This is a genomic window from Parasphingorhabdus sp. NYA22 (assembly GCF_976973735.1).
In genome coordinates this window covers 2,990,380-3,010,825 of sequence record NZ_OZ333477.1, presented here as the reverse complement: position 1 = coordinate 3,010,825, position 20,446 = coordinate 2,990,380, and the positions used below count along the sequence as shown (strand labels likewise).

The 20,446-nt window shown below is 56.7% G+C and carries 24 protein-coding genes; 12 read left to right on the top strand and 12 right to left on the bottom strand.

The window, feature by feature from the left end:
• Positions 1-28 precede the first annotated feature (28 nt).
• From ACWFTY_RS14335 to ACWFTY_RS14315, 5 genes are all read right to left on the bottom strand, one after another.
• Positions 29-454 (bottom strand): TIGR01244 family sulfur transferase, encoded by a 426-nt coding sequence (locus ACWFTY_RS14335; protein ID WP_447524862.1) that lies wholly within the window; start codon positions 452-454, stop codon positions 29-31.
• Positions 455-558: 104 nt separating this feature from the next.
• Positions 559-2,337, bottom strand: coding sequence for a DNA helicase RecQ (gene recQ, locus ACWFTY_RS14330; RefSeq protein WP_447524861.1), 1,779 nt, complete (start codon positions 2,335-2,337; stop codon positions 559-561).
• A gap of 79 nt (positions 2,338-2,416) precedes the next feature.
• Complete coding sequence (locus tag ACWFTY_RS14325; RefSeq protein ID WP_447524860.1) at positions 2,417-4,225, bottom strand: ABCB family ABC transporter ATP-binding protein/permease; 1,809 nt, start codon at positions 4,223-4,225, stop codon at positions 2,417-2,419.
• Positions 4,226-4,290: 65 nt separating this feature from the next.
• Positions 4,291-6,411 (bottom strand): TonB-dependent receptor plug domain-containing protein, encoded by a 2,121-nt coding sequence (locus ACWFTY_RS14320; RefSeq protein WP_447524859.1) that lies wholly within the window; start codon positions 6,409-6,411, stop codon positions 4,291-4,293.
• A gap of 157 nt (positions 6,412-6,568) precedes the next feature.
• Positions 6,569-6,856, bottom strand: coding sequence for a hypothetical protein (locus ACWFTY_RS14315; protein WP_447524858.1), 288 nt, complete (start codon positions 6,854-6,856; stop codon positions 6,569-6,571).
• Between ACWFTY_RS14315 and ACWFTY_RS14310 the strand changes: the two genes are divergently transcribed.
• A complete protein-coding gene (locus ACWFTY_RS14310) occupies positions 6,857-7,066 on the top strand; it encodes a hypothetical protein (protein ID WP_447524857.1) in 210 nt (69 codons plus the stop codon).
• 52 nt (positions 7,067-7,118) lie between these two features.
• Here ACWFTY_RS14310 and ACWFTY_RS14305 read toward each other — a convergent pair whose 3' ends face one another.
• Positions 7,119-7,412 carry a GIY-YIG nuclease family protein gene (locus tag ACWFTY_RS14305; protein WP_447524856.1) on the bottom strand — a complete coding sequence of 98 codons (294 nt, stop codon included), beginning with the start codon at positions 7,410-7,412 and terminating at the stop codon, positions 7,119-7,121.
• A gap of 123 nt (positions 7,413-7,535) precedes the next feature.
• Positions 7,536-9,059 (bottom strand): fumarate hydratase, encoded by a 1,524-nt coding sequence (locus ACWFTY_RS14300; RefSeq protein ID WP_447524855.1) that lies wholly within the window; start codon positions 9,057-9,059, stop codon positions 7,536-7,538.
• A gap of 2 nt (positions 9,060-9,061) precedes the next feature.
• On the opposite strand from ACWFTY_RS14300, the gene ACWFTY_RS14295 reads away from it, so the two are divergent.
• A complete protein-coding gene (locus ACWFTY_RS14295) occupies positions 9,062-9,196 on the top strand; it encodes a hypothetical protein (RefSeq protein WP_447524854.1) in 135 nt (44 codons plus the stop codon).
• Between the two features lie 148 nt (positions 9,197-9,344).
• A complete protein-coding gene (locus tag ACWFTY_RS14290) occupies positions 9,345-10,232 on the top strand; it encodes a DMT family transporter (RefSeq protein WP_447524853.1) in 888 nt (295 codons plus the stop codon).
• Positions 10,233-10,557: 325 nt separating this feature from the next.
• Here ACWFTY_RS14290 and ACWFTY_RS14285 read toward each other — a convergent pair whose 3' ends face one another.
• A complete protein-coding gene (locus ACWFTY_RS14285) occupies positions 10,558-10,710 on the bottom strand; it encodes a hypothetical protein (protein WP_447524852.1) in 153 nt (50 codons plus the stop codon).
• A gap of 607 nt (positions 10,711-11,317) precedes the next feature.
• Here ACWFTY_RS14285 and ACWFTY_RS14280 point away from each other — a divergent pair.
• From ACWFTY_RS14280 to ACWFTY_RS14255, 6 genes are all read left to right on the top strand, one after another.
• Positions 11,318-13,381, top strand: coding sequence for a ribonucleoside-diphosphate reductase subunit alpha (locus ACWFTY_RS14280; protein WP_447524851.1), 2,064 nt, complete (start codon positions 11,318-11,320; stop codon positions 13,379-13,381).
• A 204-nt stretch (positions 13,382-13,585) separates the two neighbouring features.
• On the top strand, positions 13,586-14,635 hold the full coding sequence (locus tag ACWFTY_RS14275; RefSeq protein ID WP_447524850.1) for a ribonucleotide-diphosphate reductase subunit beta: 1,050 nt from the start codon (positions 13,586-13,588) through the stop codon (positions 14,633-14,635).
• A 37-nt stretch (positions 14,636-14,672) separates the two neighbouring features.
• On the top strand, positions 14,673-15,227 hold the full coding sequence (locus ACWFTY_RS14270) for a Panacea domain-containing protein (protein WP_447524849.1): 555 nt from the start codon (positions 14,673-14,675) through the stop codon (positions 15,225-15,227).
• Positions 15,224-16,000: a hypothetical protein gene (locus ACWFTY_RS14265; RefSeq protein WP_447524848.1), complete on the top strand. Its 777-nt coding sequence runs from the start codon at positions 15,224-15,226 to the stop codon at positions 15,998-16,000. The genes ACWFTY_RS14270 and ACWFTY_RS14265 overlap by 4 nt, the downstream gene beginning before the upstream one ends.
• Before the next feature lie 64 nt (positions 16,001-16,064).
• Entirely contained in the window at positions 16,065-16,325 is a 261-nt protein-coding gene (locus ACWFTY_RS14260; RefSeq protein WP_447524847.1) for a DUF2442 domain-containing protein, read from the top strand.
• Positions 16,326-16,601: 276 nt separating this feature from the next.
• The gene (locus ACWFTY_RS14255) at positions 16,602-16,985 is read left to right on the top strand and encodes a DoxX family protein (protein ID WP_447524846.1); all 384 of its coding nucleotides are present in this window, start codon (positions 16,602-16,604) and stop codon (positions 16,983-16,985) included.
• 112 nt (positions 16,986-17,097) lie between these two features.
• On the opposite strand, the gene ACWFTY_RS14250 is transcribed toward ACWFTY_RS14255, so the two are convergent.
• Complete coding sequence (locus tag ACWFTY_RS14250; RefSeq protein ID WP_447524845.1) at positions 17,098-17,436, bottom strand: hypothetical protein; 339 nt, start codon at positions 17,434-17,436, stop codon at positions 17,098-17,100.
• Positions 17,437-17,665: 229 nt separating this feature from the next.
• On the opposite strand from ACWFTY_RS14250, the gene ACWFTY_RS14245 reads away from it, so the two are divergent.
• The gene (locus ACWFTY_RS14245; protein WP_447524844.1) at positions 17,666-18,145 is read left to right on the top strand and encodes a DUF1294 domain-containing protein; all 480 of its coding nucleotides are present in this window, start codon (positions 17,666-17,668) and stop codon (positions 18,143-18,145) included.
• A 130-nt stretch (positions 18,146-18,275) separates the two neighbouring features.
• Here ACWFTY_RS14245 and ACWFTY_RS14240 read toward each other — a convergent pair whose 3' ends face one another.
• Positions 18,276-18,581, bottom strand: a complete 306-nt coding sequence (locus tag ACWFTY_RS14240) for a GIY-YIG nuclease family protein (protein ID WP_447524843.1) — start codon at positions 18,579-18,581, stop codon at positions 18,276-18,278.
• 201 nt (positions 18,582-18,782) lie between these two features.
• A complete protein-coding gene (locus ACWFTY_RS14235) occupies positions 18,783-19,148 on the bottom strand; it encodes a hypothetical protein (protein WP_447524842.1) in 366 nt (121 codons plus the stop codon).
• Between the two features lie 223 nt (positions 19,149-19,371).
• On the opposite strand from ACWFTY_RS14235, the gene ACWFTY_RS14230 reads away from it, so the two are divergent.
• Complete coding sequence (locus ACWFTY_RS14230) at positions 19,372-19,728, top strand: hypothetical protein (RefSeq protein WP_447524841.1); 357 nt, start codon at positions 19,372-19,374, stop codon at positions 19,726-19,728.
• On the opposite strand, the gene ACWFTY_RS14225 is transcribed toward ACWFTY_RS14230, so the two are convergent.
• On the bottom strand, positions 19,725-20,195 hold the full coding sequence (locus tag ACWFTY_RS14225) for a thermonuclease family protein (protein ID WP_447524840.1): 471 nt from the start codon (positions 20,193-20,195) through the stop codon (positions 19,725-19,727). The two genes, ACWFTY_RS14230 and ACWFTY_RS14225, sit on opposite strands and share 4 nt — an antisense overlap.
• Positions 20,196-20,216: 21 nt before the next feature.
• Between ACWFTY_RS14225 and ACWFTY_RS14220 the strand changes: the two genes are divergently transcribed.
• On the top strand, positions 20,217-20,420 hold the full coding sequence (locus ACWFTY_RS14220; protein ID WP_447524839.1) for a hypothetical protein: 204 nt from the start codon (positions 20,217-20,219) through the stop codon (positions 20,418-20,420).
• The last annotated feature ends 26 nt before the right edge of the window (positions 20,421-20,446 follow it).

Here is a 20,446-nt window from a genome sequence, read left to right as displayed (position 1 = left end):
AATGTTAGTGGCTGTCCATATCCCGCGATCAACTTCCCGCAGACAGCGCATCAATCATCGCGCGTACCGGGGTGATGTCATAGCCCGCATTGCCCGCAAGCCGGGAGATTTCATCCGCTTCGACACCCTGTTTCGCCTGCGCCAGCGCCCACAGCAATGTGGATCGTGTGCCGGAGCGGCAATAGGCGAGGGTCTTGTCCCCGTCAGCAAGTGCGGCGATCATCGCTTCAACCTGCGGCCCGGAAAAGCCGCTATGGGTAATCGGGATCGCGATATATTTCATGCCAGCGTCGCGAGCCGCCGCTTCGATATCGGCGCTTTGCGGGGCGGACGGGTCTTCGCCATCGGGGCGGTTGTTGATGATCAGGCTCACTCCTTCAGCCTTGGCTGCGGCGACATCTTCCAGGGTGATTTGCGGCGAGACGCTAATATTGTCATTGATTTTCCGGAACATGTTCTGGGTCTCCTCTGTCGAAAATTGTGAATCGGTTGCGGTTGCCGCGCTGCAGCTGATCAAGGCAATGGGCAATAAGGCGGGCAGGATTTTCATATATCGACCTATGCTGCTTCGGTCACATCGCGGATGACGGCCAGAAAGGCTTCGCCATGTTTCTTCAGTTTCGCCGCGCCGACACCGGGAAGCTCACTGAGTGCCGACAGGCTGCCCGGCTTCAGGCCGGTCATATCACGCAAGACGCTGTCGTGAAAGATCACATAAGGCGGGACGCCCAGTTCCTTGGCCAGTTCCATACGCTTTGCTCGCAGCGCCTCGAACAAGGGATCGCCAAACGGGTTGGGAGAGGCGCTGCTGCCGCGTCGTTTGCGCGATGTCCGTTTGGGCGGTTCGACAATCGCGATTTCCTGTTCGCCCTTAAGAATCTTGCGCGCCTCTGGCCCGAACATCAGGCCGCCATGTTCGGTGTTGCGCAGCGCATCGCGCAGCAAAAGCGACCGCGATACCGGCTTGATCAGAGCGGCTTCCTCTTCGCCGACAATGTCGAACACCGAAAGCTGGTCATGACCGCGCGAGAGGATTTTCTCATCCTGCCGTCCGGTCAGGACTGCTTCGAGATGGGTGACGCCGAAACTCTGCCCTGTGCGATAGACCGCAGACAGGAATTTGCGTGCCAGCTCGGTGACGTTACGCGTTTTCGGGGCGTTCAGGCAATTGTCGCAATTCCCGCATTGGTCGGCTGGATGTTCACCAAAATGCCGGAGCAAAATCGCCCGCCGACAGCCGGCGGTTTCGACCAGGCCGCCCAAAGCCGCCAGCCTCGTTCGCTCGCTCTCCAGCCGGGTCTCGTCAATTTCGCCGAGCCGCTGCCGTGCTCGGGCAAAATCTTCGGCGCCCCAGAACATATGCGCTTCGGCCGGGTCGCCATCGCGGCCGGCACGTCCGGTTTCCTGATAATAAGCCTCGATCGATTTTGGCAGACCGGCGTGGGCGACAAAGCGCACATCCGGCTTGTCGATCCCCATGCCGAAGGCAATGGTAGCGACCATCACCATATCTTCCGAAGCGACAAAATCATGCTGGTTCTGCTGGCGGACTTCCGGCGGTAGTCCAGCATGATAGGCGCGCGCGCTGCGTCCGGTGGCGGCGATCTGGCTGGCCATTTTCTCGGTTGCAGCCCTAGTCTGCGCATAGACAATGCCGGGTCCCGGAATGCGATCAACGAGATCGCCGATCTGCCTTGCTAGGCCGCTGCGCGGGCTCATGCTGTAGCGGATATTGGGCCGGTCAAATCCGGCGAGGATCAGACCATCCTGCTCGATTCCCAGCTGCACCAAAATATCGTCGCGTGTATGCGCGTCGGCAGTGGCGGTGAGCGCGAGACGCGGCACTGAACCGAAATGGTCGAGCAGGGGGCGGAGTAAACGGTAATCGGGCCGGAAGTCATGCCCCCATTCGGACACACAATGCGCCTCATCAATGGCGAACAGCGAAATATCGGTCTGTTCCAGCAATTCGCGGAAATGCGATTGAGACGCGCGTTCCGGCGCGGCGTAGAGCAGGTCCAGTTCGCCTGCCTTCAGACGGGCAATCGTCTCGGCACGATTGTCATCGGCAGAGGTGAGGGTGGCCGCCCTGATCCCGACCGCTTCGGCGCTGCGCAACTGATCGTGCATCAGCGCAATCAGCGGCGATATGACGATGGTCGTGCCTTTATTGGCAATGGCGGGCAACTGGTAGCAGAGCGATTTACCGGACCCGGTCGGCATCACGGCGAGCGTATTTTGCTTCGCCATCACCCGTTCCAGCACCTGGTCCTGCATGCCGCGAAAGCTGCTGTAGCCGAAGGTTGATTTAAGGAGGGGAAGTAGGGCTTCGGTCATGCTTTCTTCTCTAGCCAGAGACGGCGTACTGCGAAACCGCAAAAGCGATTTTGACCGAAAATGTAATCCGCCAGGACGGTCACACCTTCTCCGGCTGGTCCTCGGCCTGCCGCTTCCACATGTCCGCATAGAGCCCGCGCTTGACCAGCAACTGCCGGTGACTGCCGCGTTCGGCGATCCGGCCTTCGTTGAGCACGATGATTTCGTCGGCGTGGGTGATCGTCGAAAGCCGGTGCGCGATAATAAGCGTCGTGCGCCGCTCTGATATCTTGGCGAGAGTCGCCTGGATTTCATCCTCTGTGCGACTGTCGAGTGCCGAAGTGGCTTCGTCCAATATCAGGATCGGCGGATTTTTCAGCAATGTGCGGGCAATGGCAACGCGCTGCTTCTCGCCGCCGGACAATTTGAGCCCGCGCTCTCCGACCTGCGTATCATAGCCATCGGGTAGCTTGGCGATAAAGCTATCCAGCGCTGCTCCGCGCGCGGCCTCCTCGATCTCTGCCTGGGTCGCGCCTTCACGGCCATAGCCGATATTATAGCCGATGCTGTCGTTGAACAGCACGCTGTCTTGCGGAACGATACCGATTGCGCCACGCAAACTGTGCTGGGTGACTTCGGATATGTCCTGACCGTCGATCAATATCCGTCCGGCTTGCGGATCATAGAAACGGAACAGCAGCCGCGCGATCGTCGACTTGCCGGCGCCGGAAGGCCCGACAATGGCAAGCGTCCCGTCGGGCGGTACTTCGAAATCTAGCCCGTGCAGGATCTGGCGATCATCATCATAGTTGAACACCACATTCTCGAACCGCACAGCGCCATCGGAAACCTGCAGCGGCTTGGCGCCCGGCTTGTCGACCACTTCCTGTTCGGTATCGATCAGTTTGAACATTGCGTCCATGTCGACCAGACCCTGGCGGATGGTGCGATAGACCATGCCGAGCAGGTCGAGCGGGCGGAACAGCTGCATCAGCAGCGCGTTCACCAGCACCAGGTCACCCACCGTCAGGTCACCCTGTTTCCAGCCGTAAACGCTGAACGCCATCGCGCCGATCATCGTCAGGTTGGTGATGATCGACTGGCCGATATTGAGCATGCCCAGCGAGTTTTCCGATTTGACCGCGGCATTGGCCCAGTCCCGCATCGCCTTGTCATAGCGGTCGGCCTCGCGCTGTTCGGCGGTGAAATATTTGACCGTCTCGTAGTTCAGCAGGGCATCGACGGAGCGACCGATCACTTTGGTGTCCATGTCATTCATCTTCGCCCGCAGCGCATTGCGCCAGTCGGTCACCTTGCGGGTGAAGGTGATATAGATAGCGACCATTGCCATTGTCGCAGCAACCAGCCCGAAGCCGAATTTGATCTGGAAGATTATCAGCACAGCGGTCAGTTCGACGACCGTGGGAGCAATGTTGAACAGCAGAAAATAGAGCATGATATCGATGCTCTTGGTGCCGCGCTCGATGATCTTGGTGACTTCACCGGTGCGCCGACCGAGATGAAAGCGCAGCGACAGGCTGTGGAGATGGGTAAAGACATTGGTGGCGAGGCGCCTTGCTGCCTGCTGGCCGACCTTTTCAAAAACAATGTTCCGCAAATTGTCGAACATCACCTGTCCGAACCGCGCCAGACCATAAGCCGCTACAAGCGCGAGCAAAACCGTCAGCTCGGTGCCCAGTGCATCATCGGACATGCCATCGATAACCGCCTTGTAGATGAACGGCATCGTCAGAATAGCGGCCTTGGCACAAAGCACCAGGAATCCGGCGATAATGATCCGTAGCCTTAATCCCGGCTCACCTTTGGGCCAGAGATAGGGCAGGAAACGCTTGAGCGTGGGGATCATCGGCGGGTCGATCTGACCCTGGGTGGCATAATCAGGTGGCATGGGTGCGGATGTAGGACTGCCCGCACCGAAAGTCTATCCGGCTATAAATTCACCGGCGCGGTGCGTCAGAAGCTGCCGCTGACGGTCAAACGGTAAATCAGTCCGAACTCGCGGCTGCGATCCTCGACAAAGGCGATCGGACCGTTGCGACGACCTCTGATAAAGTCGCGATCCAGATCCCCGGGCTGACCCAGAAGATCGCCATAGGCCGTGCGGGTAAAGTTTTCGGCGCGACCGAACAGATTGCCCAGATTGGCCTGTACCGTCAGCCCCAACACATTCTTATGCTCGACAAATATCCAGCTATAGGGCGCGCCCGTGCGGAAGCGGGTGATCTGGTCCAGTCGCAGAAAATCCGAGTAGCGGGATTCTTCAACACCCGCGCCCCAGGCCCAGTTGCTGCCCGGGATATCGTGCCGCAATGTGGCTTCATAGCTGTATATCTTGTCGTCGCTGATCCGCCGATAAATGCCTGTGAGCGGATCGCGCAGCGAACTCCGCCGGACTTCTCCCTCAAAGTCGAGCTTGGCGCCGGTCCAGCCGATCGGATCGAACAATATGCTGGTCACCATTTCCACACCATAGCTGGTTGCACTGTCCAGATTTCCGCGCGCCTCGGTGGTCGCCGTGATCGGGATGGAATCGACAATGTCGCTAAACTTCTCGCCATAGATATTGACCGTAAGCGAACCCCATGGTCCCAGCTTCTGTGTCGCCTCCAGTTCCGCTCGCCAGCTTTGCGGCGGCACCAGCCCGGGATTGCCGGCATTGCCACTATTTTGCGATACGTCGACCGATTGCACAAAATCGAAAAAGTTCAGCTGACCCACCGATCGCTCGACTTTCAGGCTGATGTCGAGATCGGGCTGCGGCCGCCACGCCAGCGAGACAGACCCTTTCGGCCGGATGAAAGACCGGCTCTCACCGGCCGCTCCGCTCTGGCTGATTTTGCTATATTCGCCGCCCAGGGTTGCCTGAAGACTCAGATTCTCCAACAGGGGCCGTCCATAGGAACCAACGACCTCGCCGCGATATTCGGTTACTTTGCTATCCGCATTGGTGAGCACGACCGGCTGATACACGCCCTGCGGATCAAGGACTTCCAGCGCGCCTTCATTGTCGAGAAAATTATAGGCGCCTTCGATGCTGATGCCCCAGTCGGTTCCGCCAGCGGTCTTCCAGCCATATTCGGCGCGCAAGATCGACTCCCCTTCGTCGGTCACCCGGTCAAACCGGCTACCTCTGGCGGGCGTGACGCCGTCGGAAGAAGTCTGTCCGAAAAAATCGGTAACCGGACTATGTTCGAAGCGCTGCAAGCCAATGAGTTTCAGACGGCCACCGCCAAGACCGAATTCATAGTCCGCACTGAATTCCGCATTCCATTCATTCTCGCGGCTGGAATAAAGTTCGAAAATGTCAGACTGACCGACTTGTGTGCGATCCGTGGCCACCGTTTCCCGTTTCCGGTAGAGCTGATAGGCGGCGTTGGCATTGAATATCGACCCACCATCACCGGCGAGGCTATAGGATCCGCTCAGCTTCGGCTGATCCTGACGATAGCGGGAGATCTCGTCGCGTTCGAACAACAGATTGCCAAAGCGGTCGGTGATCTGTTCCGGCCCCTCGACACCGTTACGCGCAGCGTCATTTTCGATCGACAGGGTGAAATCGCCTTTGCCGAGCTTGCCGCTGATCGATGCTTCTCCATCCAGCCAGTTGTTGCCCGCGCGCCGCCATTGCGGCTCCCATTTGAAATTGCCGCTGAGACCGCTGCTCTCGCTGACATTGGTGACGAGATTGAGCACCTGGCCGGAGAGGCCGGAGATGCTCAGCGTCGCCCCGTCGACAATTTCGAGCCTCAAGACATTGGCTGCGGAAATCCGGCCGAGGAATGTGAAGGCGTCGATATTCTTGCCCGATATACGCGCGCCATTGATCAGGACATTTTCGTCGGCCTGGCCGAGGCCGCGTTCGTCGCTGTCACCAGTGTCGATGGTGAAGCCGGGCACCTGACGGACCATGTCGAGCGCAGTGCGGGGATTGAACCGGGAAAATTGCCCCGCATCATATATCTGCCGGCCGCTTTCGGTGCGCGGCTGCATGGAGGAGAGGCTTGCCGTCTGCGACTGTGCCGCAACAGGGAAGGGCGACGATGCGATTACCGCAGCCATGGCAATGCCAGTCAAGAACCGTTTTCTGTCGTGCACCATATCCCCCGGACCGTCTGCTTCGAATGGGGCGCTGCTATGGCCGATTGGTTGCAGCCGATACCGGCTTTCGATAAACTACATTCGTAGTCGGATAAACAGCTTCTTCTGTTCCGGGTAACAAGCCACTCTAATCTTAAGGTTTATGGAAAAAAAGCACCCAGGCCGCCGCGCAATTGGCGAGCGTGTAGACGAAATAGAAAATCACCGCGGTCAGCATACCCATATTGGCAAAAATCATCGCTGCAACGAGCATGAAGAACTCGAGAAAATAACTGCCATGGGGGCCGAGAATTTTCCGGAAACTGCCACGTGCTTCGGCCATGACCGGATGATTGCTCTCGAGCATGGCCTTGTGCATCGCGAAATTGGCGACACCGCACAGGAAGATGACAAAAATATACATGGCTTCAATATAGGCCAATTGGATGCCATTGTCATTGGCGGACAAAAGATTCAGTCAGCTGCGGACAGGAATAATCTGGTCAGCCATCCCTATAATGTCGTGCGGATGGAAGAACGCTGGGCCGAGGTTTACGGTGCCTTCGAAAAATATGCGCCGCGTCATGAGGGCTATGAAGCTGGAGATGTCCAGCTATGGGTGGACCAAATGCGGGCGGCGCGGAAAAGCTAGTGCATGCCCGTCAACCTTGCGTGGGCATGGGCCTCAGCCGTCGGCAGCGCAATTATCCGTTGATCGTTCCGTACAAATCATCCCAGTTCGGATTGGCTTCGCTGACCAACCGCAACTTCCAGACGCGCTTCCATTTCTTGATCCGTTTTTCGCGCAAGATGGCATTTTCGATCTCGTCATGACGTTCGATATAGACCAGCCTTTTGCAATCCCATTTTTTGCAAAAATTCGAACCGGTGCCTTGTCGATGGGCGGATACTCTTTCGGCCAATCGTGCAGTGACGCCGGTATAGAGGACGCCGAATGGCTTGTTGGTCATGATATAGACGTAACCGCCCTTGGTCATAACTCTTCCCCATTTCCGTCGCCCCTGCGAAGGCAGGGGCCTCTACCGGCATTGCGCTGCAGACGAGACAGGCCCCTGCCTGCGCAGGGGTGACGGCTGTCTATGACAATGACATCACAAAATTCAAACCCCTTCGAGCAGCCCTTCTTTCCTAATCTTCTCTTGCCACACCAATGGCGCCAGATGGTGGACGCTTTGCCCTTCGGAATCGACCGCGACCGTTACCGGCATATCCTGCACTTCGAACTCGTAAATCGCTTCCATGCCTAGCTCCTCAAAACCGACAACCTTCGATCCCTTGATCGCACGCGACACCAGATAGGCGCTGCCGCCGACCGCCATCAGATAGGCGCTCTTGTGCTTCTTGATCGAACCGACCGTATCTAGCCCGCGTTCAGCCTTGCCGACCATTGCCAGCAGGCCCTGTTCGAGCATCATGTCGGTAAACTTGTCCATCCGCGTGGCGGTGGTTGGACCGGCGGGACCAACCACTTCTTCACCAACCGGATCGACGGGGCCGACATAATAGATAACGCGCCCCTTGAACGAGACCGGCAGTTCCTCGCCGGCCTCCAGCATATCCTTGATCTTCTTGTGCGCAGCATCGCGGCCGGTCAGCATCTTGCCGTTGAGCAGCAGCCGGTCACCATGTTTCCATGTCGCCACTTCTGCTGCATCCAGCTGGTCGAGATGCACGCGCTTGGCTTCCGAAGATGGCGTCCAGTTCACATCCGGCCATTCGTCCAGCTTGGGCGGCTCGAGATAGGCGGGGCCGCTGCCGTCGAGCGTGAAATGCGCGTGGCGGGTGGCAGCGCAATTGGGGATCATCGCCACCGGCTTGCCGGCGGCATGGCACGGCCAGTCGTTGATCTTGACGTCGAGGATGGTGGATAGTCCGCCGAGTCCCTGTGCGCCGATGCCGAGCGCATTGACCTTGTCGAAAATCTCGATCCGCATTTCCTCGATATCGTTGCGCGGGCCACGTTCTTTGAGCTGTCCCATATCGATCGGGTCCATCAGACTTTGCTTGGCCAGAAGTACGGCGCGTTCGGCGGTGCCGCCAATGCCAATGCCGAGCATCCCGGGAGGGCACCAGCCCGCGCCCATTTGCGGGATCATTTCCAGCACCCAGTCGACAATATTGTCACTCGGGTTCATCATCTTGAACTTGGATTTATTCTCCGACCCGCCACCCTTGGCCGCGACATCGACGGAGACTTTGTCGCCGGGAACCATCTCGACATGCAAGACACTCGGGGTGTTGTCCTTGGTGTTGCGCCGGGTAAAGGCGGGGTCGGCGAGGATAGAGGCGCGCAGCTTGTTCTCGGGATGCAGATAGGCGCGGCGTACGCCTTCATCGACAATTTCCTGCATCGATTGCGAAGTGTCATCGAGCCGGCAATCCATTCCCCATTTGACGAAGACATTGACGATGCCGGTGTCCTGGCAGATCGGGCGGTGACCCTCCGCGCACATTTTCGAATTGGTCAGGATCTGGGCAATCGCATCCTTGGCTGCAGGCGATTTCTCCGCATCATAGGCTTTGCCGAGCGCCCGGATATAATCCATCGGATGATAATAAGAGATAAATTGCAGCGCGTCGGCGACGCTCTCGATCAGGTCGGCGGTTTTGATGGTCGTGGTCATGAATGCTCCAGAATATCGGCGAAATGCGATTGGACTGCCTTTTGACCGATATGACCGGACCGGGCAAGTTTTTGTGGTGCCGCGCCTGCCGTGACATGGCCGGCCTGGTGATGGACCTGGCCGATTCAGCAGAGTGACCCTTGTCACGGCCAATATAATAAGCGGGTGTTGGAGGATGTAAAAAATAAACCGTCGCTCGCGCTATGCTGCGATTGCGAACGATCCGCTGACGCGATACGAACAGCGAAGCGGGCAGTGCCAACTACCCATCAAGGAACCGATTCTATGCGCGTGCGCGATTTTCTACTGCTCGTCCTGATCTGCCTGATCTGGGCTTCCAACAATGTACTGAGCAAGATCATCGTCGATGACTGGGCCGTTCCCCCCATTTTCTATGCGGCTCTCCGCTTTGCCGTCGTGGCGCTCGTGATGCTGCCCTGGCTTTTGCCGATGCCGCGCCCGGCCTGGCGCATCATATTGATTGGAATGCTGATGGGTGGCGGAAATTTCGCGCTGCTGTTCATTGGCCTGCAGACAACCTCGCCATCGTCCGCCGCCATCATATTGCAACTCGGGGTTCCCTTCACGATTCTGCTGTCAATGCTGATGCTCGGGGAGCGCGTTCACTGGCGCCGCGGCATTGGTATCGGCCTGACTTTGCTTGGCGTGTTGGTTGTGGTCTGGCGCCCTGAAGGCATCACGCTCTCGACCGGGCTCTGGTTCGTTGCCGCTGCCGCATTTGCCGGCTCTGCCGGTGCTGTGCTGATGAAGCGGGTTCATGATGTCGCTCCATTCCGCTTTCAGGCCTGGGTCGGTCTGGTGTCCGTAATTACCTTGACGATTTCCTCGCTGCTCTTCGAGCAGGGGCAATGGGCCGCTGCCGTAGCTGTCGGATGGCCGCTGGTCGCTGCTGTCCTGTTTACCGCTCTGATTGTTTCGGTAGGGGCTCATTCTGCTTATTATCACCTTATTCGAAGCTATGAGGCCAATCTTCTTGCTCCGCTTACGCTTATAACGCCGCTGGCGACGATCGCCTTGGGGGTCTTGATCACGAATGATGCTTTCGATTTGCGTATGGGAGTGGGCGCAGCGCTGGCGATTGGCGGCGTGCTGATTGTCGCGCTTCGGCGCAAGCCTGCCACCGCGCTGCTCGTCGATCGCGAGCAGCGATAGAGGTTGTGGCAGAACTGCGCGAGCCATTCCTCATCAGAATTTATTTCAGACCGGACTATAAGCGCTCGGCGTAGGTTATCGGTGTGGGCTTGAAAAAGGGCGGATTAATTCTGGTAGCGCCATTGCCAGCAATGTCAGCCCAAGGATACTGTAAGCGAAGCGCTCGGCATAGACAGAAGCATTTCGAAATGCATGGTGGATCGGCTTGCAAGCAGACTCACTGCCAAAATTAATGCGGAATAGCCCCCCCCCTCTAAGGTTGAGCGTTGCATCCCGGGGCGGAAATTCTGCCGGCACGGCTACAGTTTATCAATAGTCGGTCCGATTAGCTCGGATTAAAGAGAACCGTGGATTCAAAGGGGGAGGGAAGCGATTTTGAATTCGATTCTTTCGCCAAATCAAGTTCAATCAAGACCGGCTTTTCATATTTCATTTTGGTCTTGGCGGATTTCGGTTCGTTTTCCTGCTCATGAATCATGTTTATGCTCCAAATCTGATTGTTCCTTCATTGTCGCCATTATGGTTAATGACGAAACGTGAAAATTACCGGTCGGCAAGATGCGAGCCGGACATATGATCTACCAGATATGGTGTCACAATTCTGCCATCACCCCTTGTGGATGATCTGTGGACAGATATTTTTGTAAATATAGGCATCTGCTCTTGCACAACGCGCTAGGCTTAGAAGGTCCACGCGTCGCTGCATCGCAGCATGAATCGCCGCTCGACGAAGCGATTCATTTATACGACGAACGGAGTCGTTAATTTGTCATTTACCCCCTTGCATAAAATTTCGATTCAGCCACTATAGGTTGTGGTTCGGCCTAGGGGGCACACCAACTGATAGTATTAGCCGTCTTTAACACCGACTCGGTGGGGCCCTCCCTTTGTGCCAAATGTACAGTGAGAAATACCGGATTTGGGTAAGAAAAAAATGCCCGCCGGGGCGTGAATACTGTTAGAGTGAATGCTTCGGCATGAGTCGAACAAGACAGGAACAAACGCCCGGATATGATCCTGGTGGTCGATCGGCCGAATATGCCGCCTCGATCGTTGATTTAGTAGAGTGATTTGAGGGGGCTTTGATGGATTTTAGAGACAACCGCGACAACGAGAATGTGTCGGGAACAGATGTGAGTGAGAGTGAAATGGGCGCGGAAGTATTGGACAAGCCAGAAAGCAAGACCGAAAACACGGGGCCGACCAGCGAACCTGAAGTCAGCAAGAAGGCTGCTGCAGAAGCGGCTGCGACCAAAGCCAATGACGAGAAGGAATTGAAGGCCGAGCGCGACAGCCACAGTGTTGAAAAGCGCCGCTTCAAGATCACGCAGGACGAAAGCCGCGATGCTCTGCTGACCGACTTTGGCAAGGAAACACTCAACGACCGCTATCTGTTGCCGGGCGAATCCTATCAGGATCTGTTCGCCCGCGTTGCCGACGCTTATGCGGACGATGAAGCGCATGCCCAGCGGCTTTATGACGCGATTTCCAAACTCTGGTTCATGCCGGCAACGCCCGTATTGTCCAATGGCGGCACCGGACGCGGCCTGCCGATCAGTTGCTATCTCAACAGTGTCGACGATAGCCTCGGCGGCATCGTCAACACCTGGAACGAAAATGTCTGGCTCGCTTCGCGCGGCGGCGGCATCGGCACCTATTGGGGCGCGGTTCGCGGTATCGGCGAGCCGGTCGGCCTGAACGGCAAGACCTCCGGCATCATTCCGTTCGTCCGCGTGATGGACAGCCTGACCCTGGCAATTTCGCAGGGCTCTTTGCGCCGCGGTTCGGCGGCTTGCTATCTTGACGTCAACCATCCGGAAATCGAAGAATTTCTTGAAATCAGAAAGCCTTCCGGCGACTTTAACCGGAAAGCCCTGAACCTGCATCATGGCGTATTGCTGACCGACGAGTTTATGGAAGCGGTTCGCGACGGCAAGGAATTCGATCTCAAATCGCCGAAAGACGGTTCGGTTCGCGGCACCGTTGACGCGCGCAGCCTGTTCCAGAAGCTGGTCGAGACACGGCTGGCCACCGGCGAGCCCTATATCATCTTCAGCGACACGGTGAACCGGATGATGCCGAAGCATCACCGCGATCTGGGACTCAAGGTTTCCACCTCCAATCTCTGCTCCGAGATCACACTGCCCACAGGCCGCGATCATCTCGGTGAAGACCGGACGGCGGTATGCTGCCTGTCCTCGCTCAATCTCGAGAAATGGGATGAATGGTCGGTCGAGAAGGGCTTTATCGAGGACGTCATGCGCTTCCTCGACAATGTCCTGCAGGATTATATCGACCGCGCGCCGGAAGAAATGGCGCGGGCGAAATATAGCGCGATGCGCGAACGCAGCGTCGGTCTCGGCGTGATGGGCTTCCACAGCTTCCTTCAGGCACGCGGCCTGGGCTTCGAAAGCGCGCTGGCAAAGTCGTGGAACTTCAAGATCTTCAAGCATGTTTCGGCCAAGGCATCCGAAGCCAGCATGATGCTGGCCAAGGAACGCGGCCCTTGCCCCGATGCGGCCGATCAGGGCGTGATGGAGCGCTTCTCCTGCAAGATGGCGATCGCGCCAACCGCGTCGATCAGCATCATCTGCGGCGGCGCCTCTGCCTGCATCGAGCCGATCCCGGCGAATATCTACACCCACAAGACGCTCTCGGGCAGCTTCATCGTGAAGAACCCGCATCTGCTGAAATTGCTGCAGGAGAAGAGCAAGGACAGCAACAATGTCTGGAACACGATCCTCGAAAAGGGTGGCAGCGTCCAGCATCTCGACTTCCTCAGCCCGGAGGAAAAGGACACGTACAAGACCAGCTTCGAGATCGACCAGCGCTGGCTGCTCGAACTCGCCGCCGACCGCACGCCCTATATCGACCAGGCACAGTCGCTGAACCTGTTCATCCCGGCCGATGTCGACAAGTGGGACCTGCTGATGCTGCACTTCCGCGCGTGGGAACTTGGTATCAAGTCGCTTTATTATCTGCGTTCGAAATCGATCCAGCGCGCCGGTTTTGCCGGTGGCGAGACGATGATGAGCGAGCCGGCAACGGGCGGCGGCGTCGAAGCCGACAATACGCTCGATCCGAAAAAGGTCGAGCTGATGACCACCGCCGGCACGACGGATTATGACGAATGTCTGGCCTGTCAGTAAATTAGGCAGTTTGCCTACTGCCCCCTCCCTTTGCTCCTTTCGGGAGGGGGCCGTTTTTTAAAAGGAAAAGAGCGCAGCGCACCAAAGCCGTCACCCCAGCGAAAGCTGGGGCCAAACCCGGACCAAGGTGTGCGAAAATAATATCGGAACAGGTCCCGGCCTACGCTGGGATGACGACGAGTATAAAGCGGAGATTGAGTAACCATGTCACTTCTGGAAGCACGCAAAACCTACAAGCCCTTCGAATATCCATGGGCCTACGAGTTCTGGAAACGGCAGCAGCAGATTCACTGGATGCCGGAAGAAGTGCCGCTCGGAGAGGATTGCCGTGACTGGGCGCAGAAGCTCACCGATCACGAACGCAATCTGCTGACCCAGATTTTCCGTTTCTTTACCCAGGCCGATGTCGAGGTGCAGGATTGCTATCACGACAAATATGGCCGGGTGTTCAAGCCGACCGAAATCAAGATGATGCTGACCTCGTTCAGCAACATGGAAACTGTCCATATCGCCGCCTACTCGCATCTGCTCGACACGATCGGCATGCCGGAAAGCGAATATTCGATGTTCCTCGAATATGAAGCGATGAAGGACAAGCACGACTATATGGGCACATTCGGCGTCGACAATGACGAGGATATCGCCAAGACGCTGGCGATGTTCGGCGGCTTCACCGAAGGTCTGCAGCTGTTCGCCAGCTTCGCCATGCTGATGAACTTCCCGCGCTTCAACAAGATGAAGGGCATGGGCCAGATCGTCACCTGGTCGATCCGCGATGAAACGCTCCACTGCGAAGGCATCATCAAGATGTTTCACACCTTCGTGCAGGAACGCGACTGCCTGACCAAGTCGGTCAAGGAAGATATTATCGACTGCTGCCAGAAAACCGTGCGGCTGGAAGATGCCTTCATCGACCTCGCGTTCAGCGACGGCCCGGTCACCGGCATGACCGCCAAGGAAATCAAGCGCTACATCCGCTATATCGCCGACTGGCGCCTCGGCCAGCTCGGCTTCCAGCCGATCTACATGGTCGAAGACCACCCGCTGCCATGGCTCGCCCCGATGCTCAACGGCATCGAGCACGCCAATTTCTTCGAAGCCCGCGCCACCGAATATTCAAAAGGCGCGACCAAGGGCGAGTGGAATGACGTCTGGTCGAGCTTCGACCAGCGCAAGGGCAAGGTCGCGAACGAGGACGAGGCTGTCGATGATGGTCCGGATATGTTTGCGGAAGCAGGGGTTGCTGCGGAGTAGGGGTTGTACAAAGCAAGAACATCGTGTATGAAAAAGTGTGGAAAATTTTGTTAATATTTCGAAAGAACGTGTGGATGCCCTATCCGCAATCCGAACGGAAAATGCGATGCTAGATGTCCGGGCGATAGCAAATTTTGTTCTTGATGTAGCTAACGCCAAAGACGTTCCTGTTTCTAACATGGCATTGAATAAGATCGTCTATTTTTTGCATTGCGATTATTTAATGGAACAGAAACAGCCGTTGGTTGGGGCAAAAATTGAAGCATGGAAACACGGTCCGGTCTTTCGAGAGTTGTACCACGAATTTAAAGTATGGGATGATAAGCCGATAAAATCGCGTGCGAACAAAGTGGACCCACACACAGGCGAAGTGATGATTGCCAAGGCCCATTTTGGGAGTGAGGAAAGAAAGTATATATCCAGCTTAGTCGAGAGATATATTCATTTTTCGGCAGCGCAGTTGAGAGCTCTCTCTCATATCGAGGGTAGTCCTTGGCATCAGGTATGGGATCATTCTGGTCGATCAAATCCAGGAATGAAGATTAGCGATGATCTAATTACCAAATATTACTCTCAGGGAGCATTGCAGTGACAGAATACTCTGATCCTATTTTTCGTAAACTTGATCGTATACCCGGAGCGCCAAATTTTGTGCGGTATAATTTTCAGGAACTGGTTAAAACAACAAAAGCATACGTTCAGTTTGCCAAAGGTATGCCGACTGTTTCGTACGTAAATGGAGTCAAAATAATAACCGATTTGGTGCTCGGCTTGATTGATGTGAATCAGGCCCGAAAAGCAGCGGTTAAATTGAAAGATTCTCCATCAAGGCAGCCGGTTATCGAATTTGTTGATGCCTTTTGTTTGTACGCAGAACAGCGTAAATATAAAGCTACTCCTGCATACAGTGATTTTGAAACATCCTTTTCTATCGGTCGAAATTTGTATCTCCCCGTCAAGCCCACGTTAGTTGCGCTTGAACATGGCCAGCTTAAACCGATTTTTGTCTTTGGTTGGAAATCCGTGCCGCTCAACACTTTTCAACGAAGACTTTTGATGACGATCTTGGAAGACGCTATATTTTCATTGACGGACTTTTCGAGTTCCGATGCTGAAATCGTATTTTTACCTGAAGTAGAGGAGCAAAGAACACCAGAGATATGGCATCGAGGCGATTACGAATTACTCTCCGAAAATGAGTTGAGAAATCAGATGGAGATATTTTTATCGGCAAGGGATTCTGCTTATCCAATTATCGCTGAATGGTTGAAAACCAAAAAGACTAGCCCCTCCGATATTGGGGACAGCAAGGATGATAGGGATCAGCTTGGCTTTTTTGACGGTGATTCACCCGAATTGCGCTGATTCGTGGTAGATAGGAACTTTCACTCGGGTTCCGATGACAGTGTACCAATTGAAAGACGATGGCATGACTTCTTCTTCACCTGAACCGCTTGCGGTCCGGTTTGACGAGAATAGTTTCTGGGTCGATCTGGAAGACGGTCGTACGCTCGGCATCCCGCTGGCCTGGTTTCCGCGCCTGTTGCATGCCACGCCCCGGCAGCGTGAGCAGGTCGAACTCAGCCGCTCAGGCCTGCACTGGGAAGAGATTGACGAGGATATATCCGTCGCTGGCCTGCTGGCCGGTCGCGGCGACATTACCCGTACGACGGACGTGGCGGCAGAATAAGAGGGGATTCGAAACACGGCGTCGGCGCGCCAATCCCCTCCCTCGTCATCCTGAACTCGTTTCAGGATCTCCCAAGGCTCACGCTCTGACGATGGAGGTCCTGAACCAAGTTCAGGATGACGACTGGCTTAGGCCAATTCTCCTCTCAACCGCGGCTCACTACCCACAACAGCAAAATCGGCAACACACTGTTGCCCCGCGCCCACCGTCTCCCGCGTTGACGCTAGGGCAAGCCCGCCCTAGGTTTCTCCCACCAATCAACGGGGAGGAACAATCATGAAATTTCTGGATGGATATAAAGAACACACCTACGCGCTGCTGCGGATCGTCGCGGGGCTGTTGTTCATGGCGCATGGCGTGCAAAAGCTTTTCAACTTTCCGGTCGCCTTTGAATATCCGCTCAATCCGGTGCTCTATGCCGCTGCGGCTATCGAGCTGATCGGCGGCGCGGCGATTGCGCTGGGACTGTTCACCCGTCCCGCCGCCTTCATCGCCAGCGGCATGAGCGCCGCCGCCTACTGGATGGCGCATGGCTCCGCCGGCCTGTTCCCGCTCACCAACGGCGGCGAAATTGTCGCGCTCTACTGCTTCATCTTCCTGTTCATCGCCGCGCATGGTGCCGGTATGTGGAGCGTTGATGAGAAAAGAGCTGAAACCTAATATAACGCATCGTCATCCTGAACTTGTTTCAGGACCTCCATCGGCAGAGCGCGAACTCTCGGGGGATCCTGAAACGAGTTCAGGATGACGAGTTTAATTACCGGCTCAACCCTCAGCCACTATTCCCGAAATCCGCGCCGCCCTTTTCGCTCAGCGGCGCATCATCCTCCGCCTTGTCCAAGATCCCGAGGTCGCTTTCCTCGTCATCATCATTGCGCTCGCCCGCAAAGGCGCCGCCTTCGATGCGGCCGCTTTCCACCATCTGTTTCATATGGTCGACCGTGTCCTGGGTGTCGTCGGGGATGATCTGCGCCGGATTGGTGTGGCCGCCGTGCGTGCTGTCCGCGATATCCTCGCGCTTGGCCTTGGTGTGCTGCTGCGCCTTCTCGGCAAATTTCTGCGCCTGCGCATCGTCGCGCTGGGACTGGTTGATGTTCTGATTGTCGGTCATGATTTTCCTCTTTCTGTTGTTCTATCAACACGGGGGCAGGGGATTTGTTCCGTGAAGCGCGTAACGTTGCGGCAGCAAGCCCCGTCATTGCGAGGAGCAAAGCGACGAAGCAATCCAGAGCGGCAAGCGACGCACTGGATTGCTTCGCTGCGCTCGCAATGACAAAATAACCGCTCCCCCCAGCCGCACCTTTCACCAGTTTTTAAACCTATCCCGATATATTCGCGCGATGTTGTCCGCGACCAATATCCTGCTGGCTTTCATGCTAATCAACGCCTGGACATTCGTGATGTTCGGCTGGGACAAGATTCAGGCGGAAAAATTCCAGTGGCGGGTATCGGAGGCAACGCTGTTGAAACTGGCGCTGCTCGGCGGATCACTCGGCGCTTATGCGGGCAGGGCGCTATTCCGCCACAAGACGCGTAAGCAGCCGTTCAACGGCCAATTACAGAATATCGCGATGATCCAGATGGTTGTGCTGACCTTCTGCGGCGTCTATTTTTACGAGCCCGCCGGTCTCTCGACACCGGCGCAAGCCGAAAAGGTGCAGACCTTCGCGCAGCGGCCGCAACAAAGCGCTTATTATCGTAATTGCGCTGCCGCCCGCAGCGCCGGCGCTGCGCCGCTCTATCGAGGCCAACCCGGCTACCGTTCGCCGCTGGACCGCGACAATGACGGCATCGCCTGCGAACCCTATCGCGGGCGGTGACACCAGTTCGTCATCCTGAACTTGTTTCAGGATCCCTCGAGGTTCACTCGCTGCCGATCGAGGTCCTGAAACGAGTTCAGGATGACGACTTGTGCTACCGGATGCAGCGCAGTTGGTTGGGCCACAAACGCTACCGCACAGGCCCAAACCCCAAACCCTCCGCCAGATCGAGCCACTGCGGATTGCTAGCCTCGATCAGGTTCAGCTTCCACTGCAGGTGCCAGCGCTTCAATTGCTTCTCGCGTGTGATCGCCAGTTCCATCGTGCCATATTGTTCGAACAGCACCAGCTTGTTCAGATTATAGCGCTTGGTAAACCCGTCCGCGCTGCCTTCGCGATGCTGGTATATGCGCTGCATCAGGTCGGATGTGACGCCGACATAGGGCAGGCCGCGCGGCCTGTTGGTCATGATGTAGACGCAAGGCTGGAAGGACATGGTGTCGGCTTACCGCCGAGGCGGGGCTGTTAACAGGGGCAGGGGGCGAAACTGTCAAGTGGCGGCCTATTCCGTCAAAGCTCGCTGTCGGTACACAGAATCGTCATCCTGAACTTGTTTCAGGACCTCCCGATAGTTCACGCGCTGCCGATGGAGGTCCTGAAACAAGTTCAGGATGACGATCCTCACTACGCCCCAACCTCACCGCCGCGGCAACAACCTCCGCCAGTCACCCCAAAGCACCACCACCAGCGACCCACCAATCACCACCAGATCCACCACAGCCTCAACCGGCGCATATTCCAGACCCGCGACCGCCGACAATCCACCAATCACCGCCCAGACCACAAACAGCTTCCGCCCGCCGTCCCAGCCCTTCACCAGACCGATGCCGGCGGCAAACAGCAGCATCGGCGAGAGCATCATCAGGATCGGACCAAGGCCGGGCACCAGCATCATCATCGACGCGGTCAGCATCGGTGGCAGGGCGGGCAGGGGGACCGGGAGAAAGCTGAGCGCGGCAACGGTGATCGCGCCCCAGCCGATTATGTGACGATATTTTTCCATGAACGCCCAATATCACGGCGCGCCGGATTTGCTATCCTGTTGGGAATTTCAGGGATCGACCTCTGTCCTACATCCGGCCGTTATGCTAAAGCCGGGATCATGAGAAACTATGCCGCCAATCTGGTCCAGGCTTTTGAAAAAAGCGAAAAATCTTGATTTTGGGGCAGGTGGGTATTTTTTCTTTTAACACTGTAAGCTTTGTAAAGTTCAACCCGGAGTCGCCATGAAATTTGTCCGAATCATTTTCGCTCTCGCCGCCGCCTGGGGCTTGTTCGCGCTGGTCCCCGGACTATTCGGCGAAGCCGGCCCGCGACCGGAATATTATTACGGTTTCATCGGCATCGCATTGGTGTTCCAGCTGATCTTCATCCTGATCGCCATTGATCCCGCCCGCTATCGCGCATTGATCCCGCTCTCGATATTGGAAAAGCTGTCCTTCTTCCTGCCGGTGACCATCCTCTATACGCAGGGACGGGTGGCAATGGGGCCGGTGTTCTTCGGCGCCATGGTCGACGGATTGTTCATGTTGTTATTCGCGCTGGCCTGGCTGGTTTCGCGCAAGGCCGGGCAGGCGGCCTAGCACCAGTTGCGGCGATAGCCCTGCCAGCGTTCGGCGAGGCCCTCGGCGACCAGTATCTCGCCCAGGCTCTGGCCGTCGCGGGTGATGATCCGCAGATCGCGGCCATATTGGTCCTGGTCGCGGTCGATCGATTGCAGCGAGAAGCTGCCCTGATTGAGCAGCGCCTGCAGTCTGATCTTGGCGCGCTGGCCGAGCCGCTTTTCGGAGGCGCAGCCGGGGCGGGAGATTTCCGGGGTGTTGATATCGGCGATGCGGATCTTGCGGCCCTCGAACCAGATCGTGTCGCCGTCAACGACGCAGCTGTAGCGGTCGGGGCCAAAGCAGATGCCGAAACTGGCGCGGTTCGGATCGATGCCGACGGCTGCTGTCGTGCTGGCCGGACCGCCGCTGAGGAAGATCGCCAGAAACAGCGCCGTGCACAAGGCGACGGTGATGATGATGAAGGTGGGCCAGCGGATGTCGTTCACCGGCTGGAAAATAGCGGGAAGATGTTAAAGGAGGCTAAATGGCAGTGTCTGGAAATGCGGGGCAGGGAGGCGACATGGGAGTGGGGATCGGCGGCGCCCGCCCGGGGCATCTTCGGTGATCAGATCACCAAAGATGCGCTGTTGTTGACTGCGGGGCCGATCGAGGCGCTGAGCAGGACGGCAGCCGAAACGAACGAGGCAAAGGCTGCGGCAAGGCGGGTTTGAAATTTCGAGGACAACATATTCGGGGT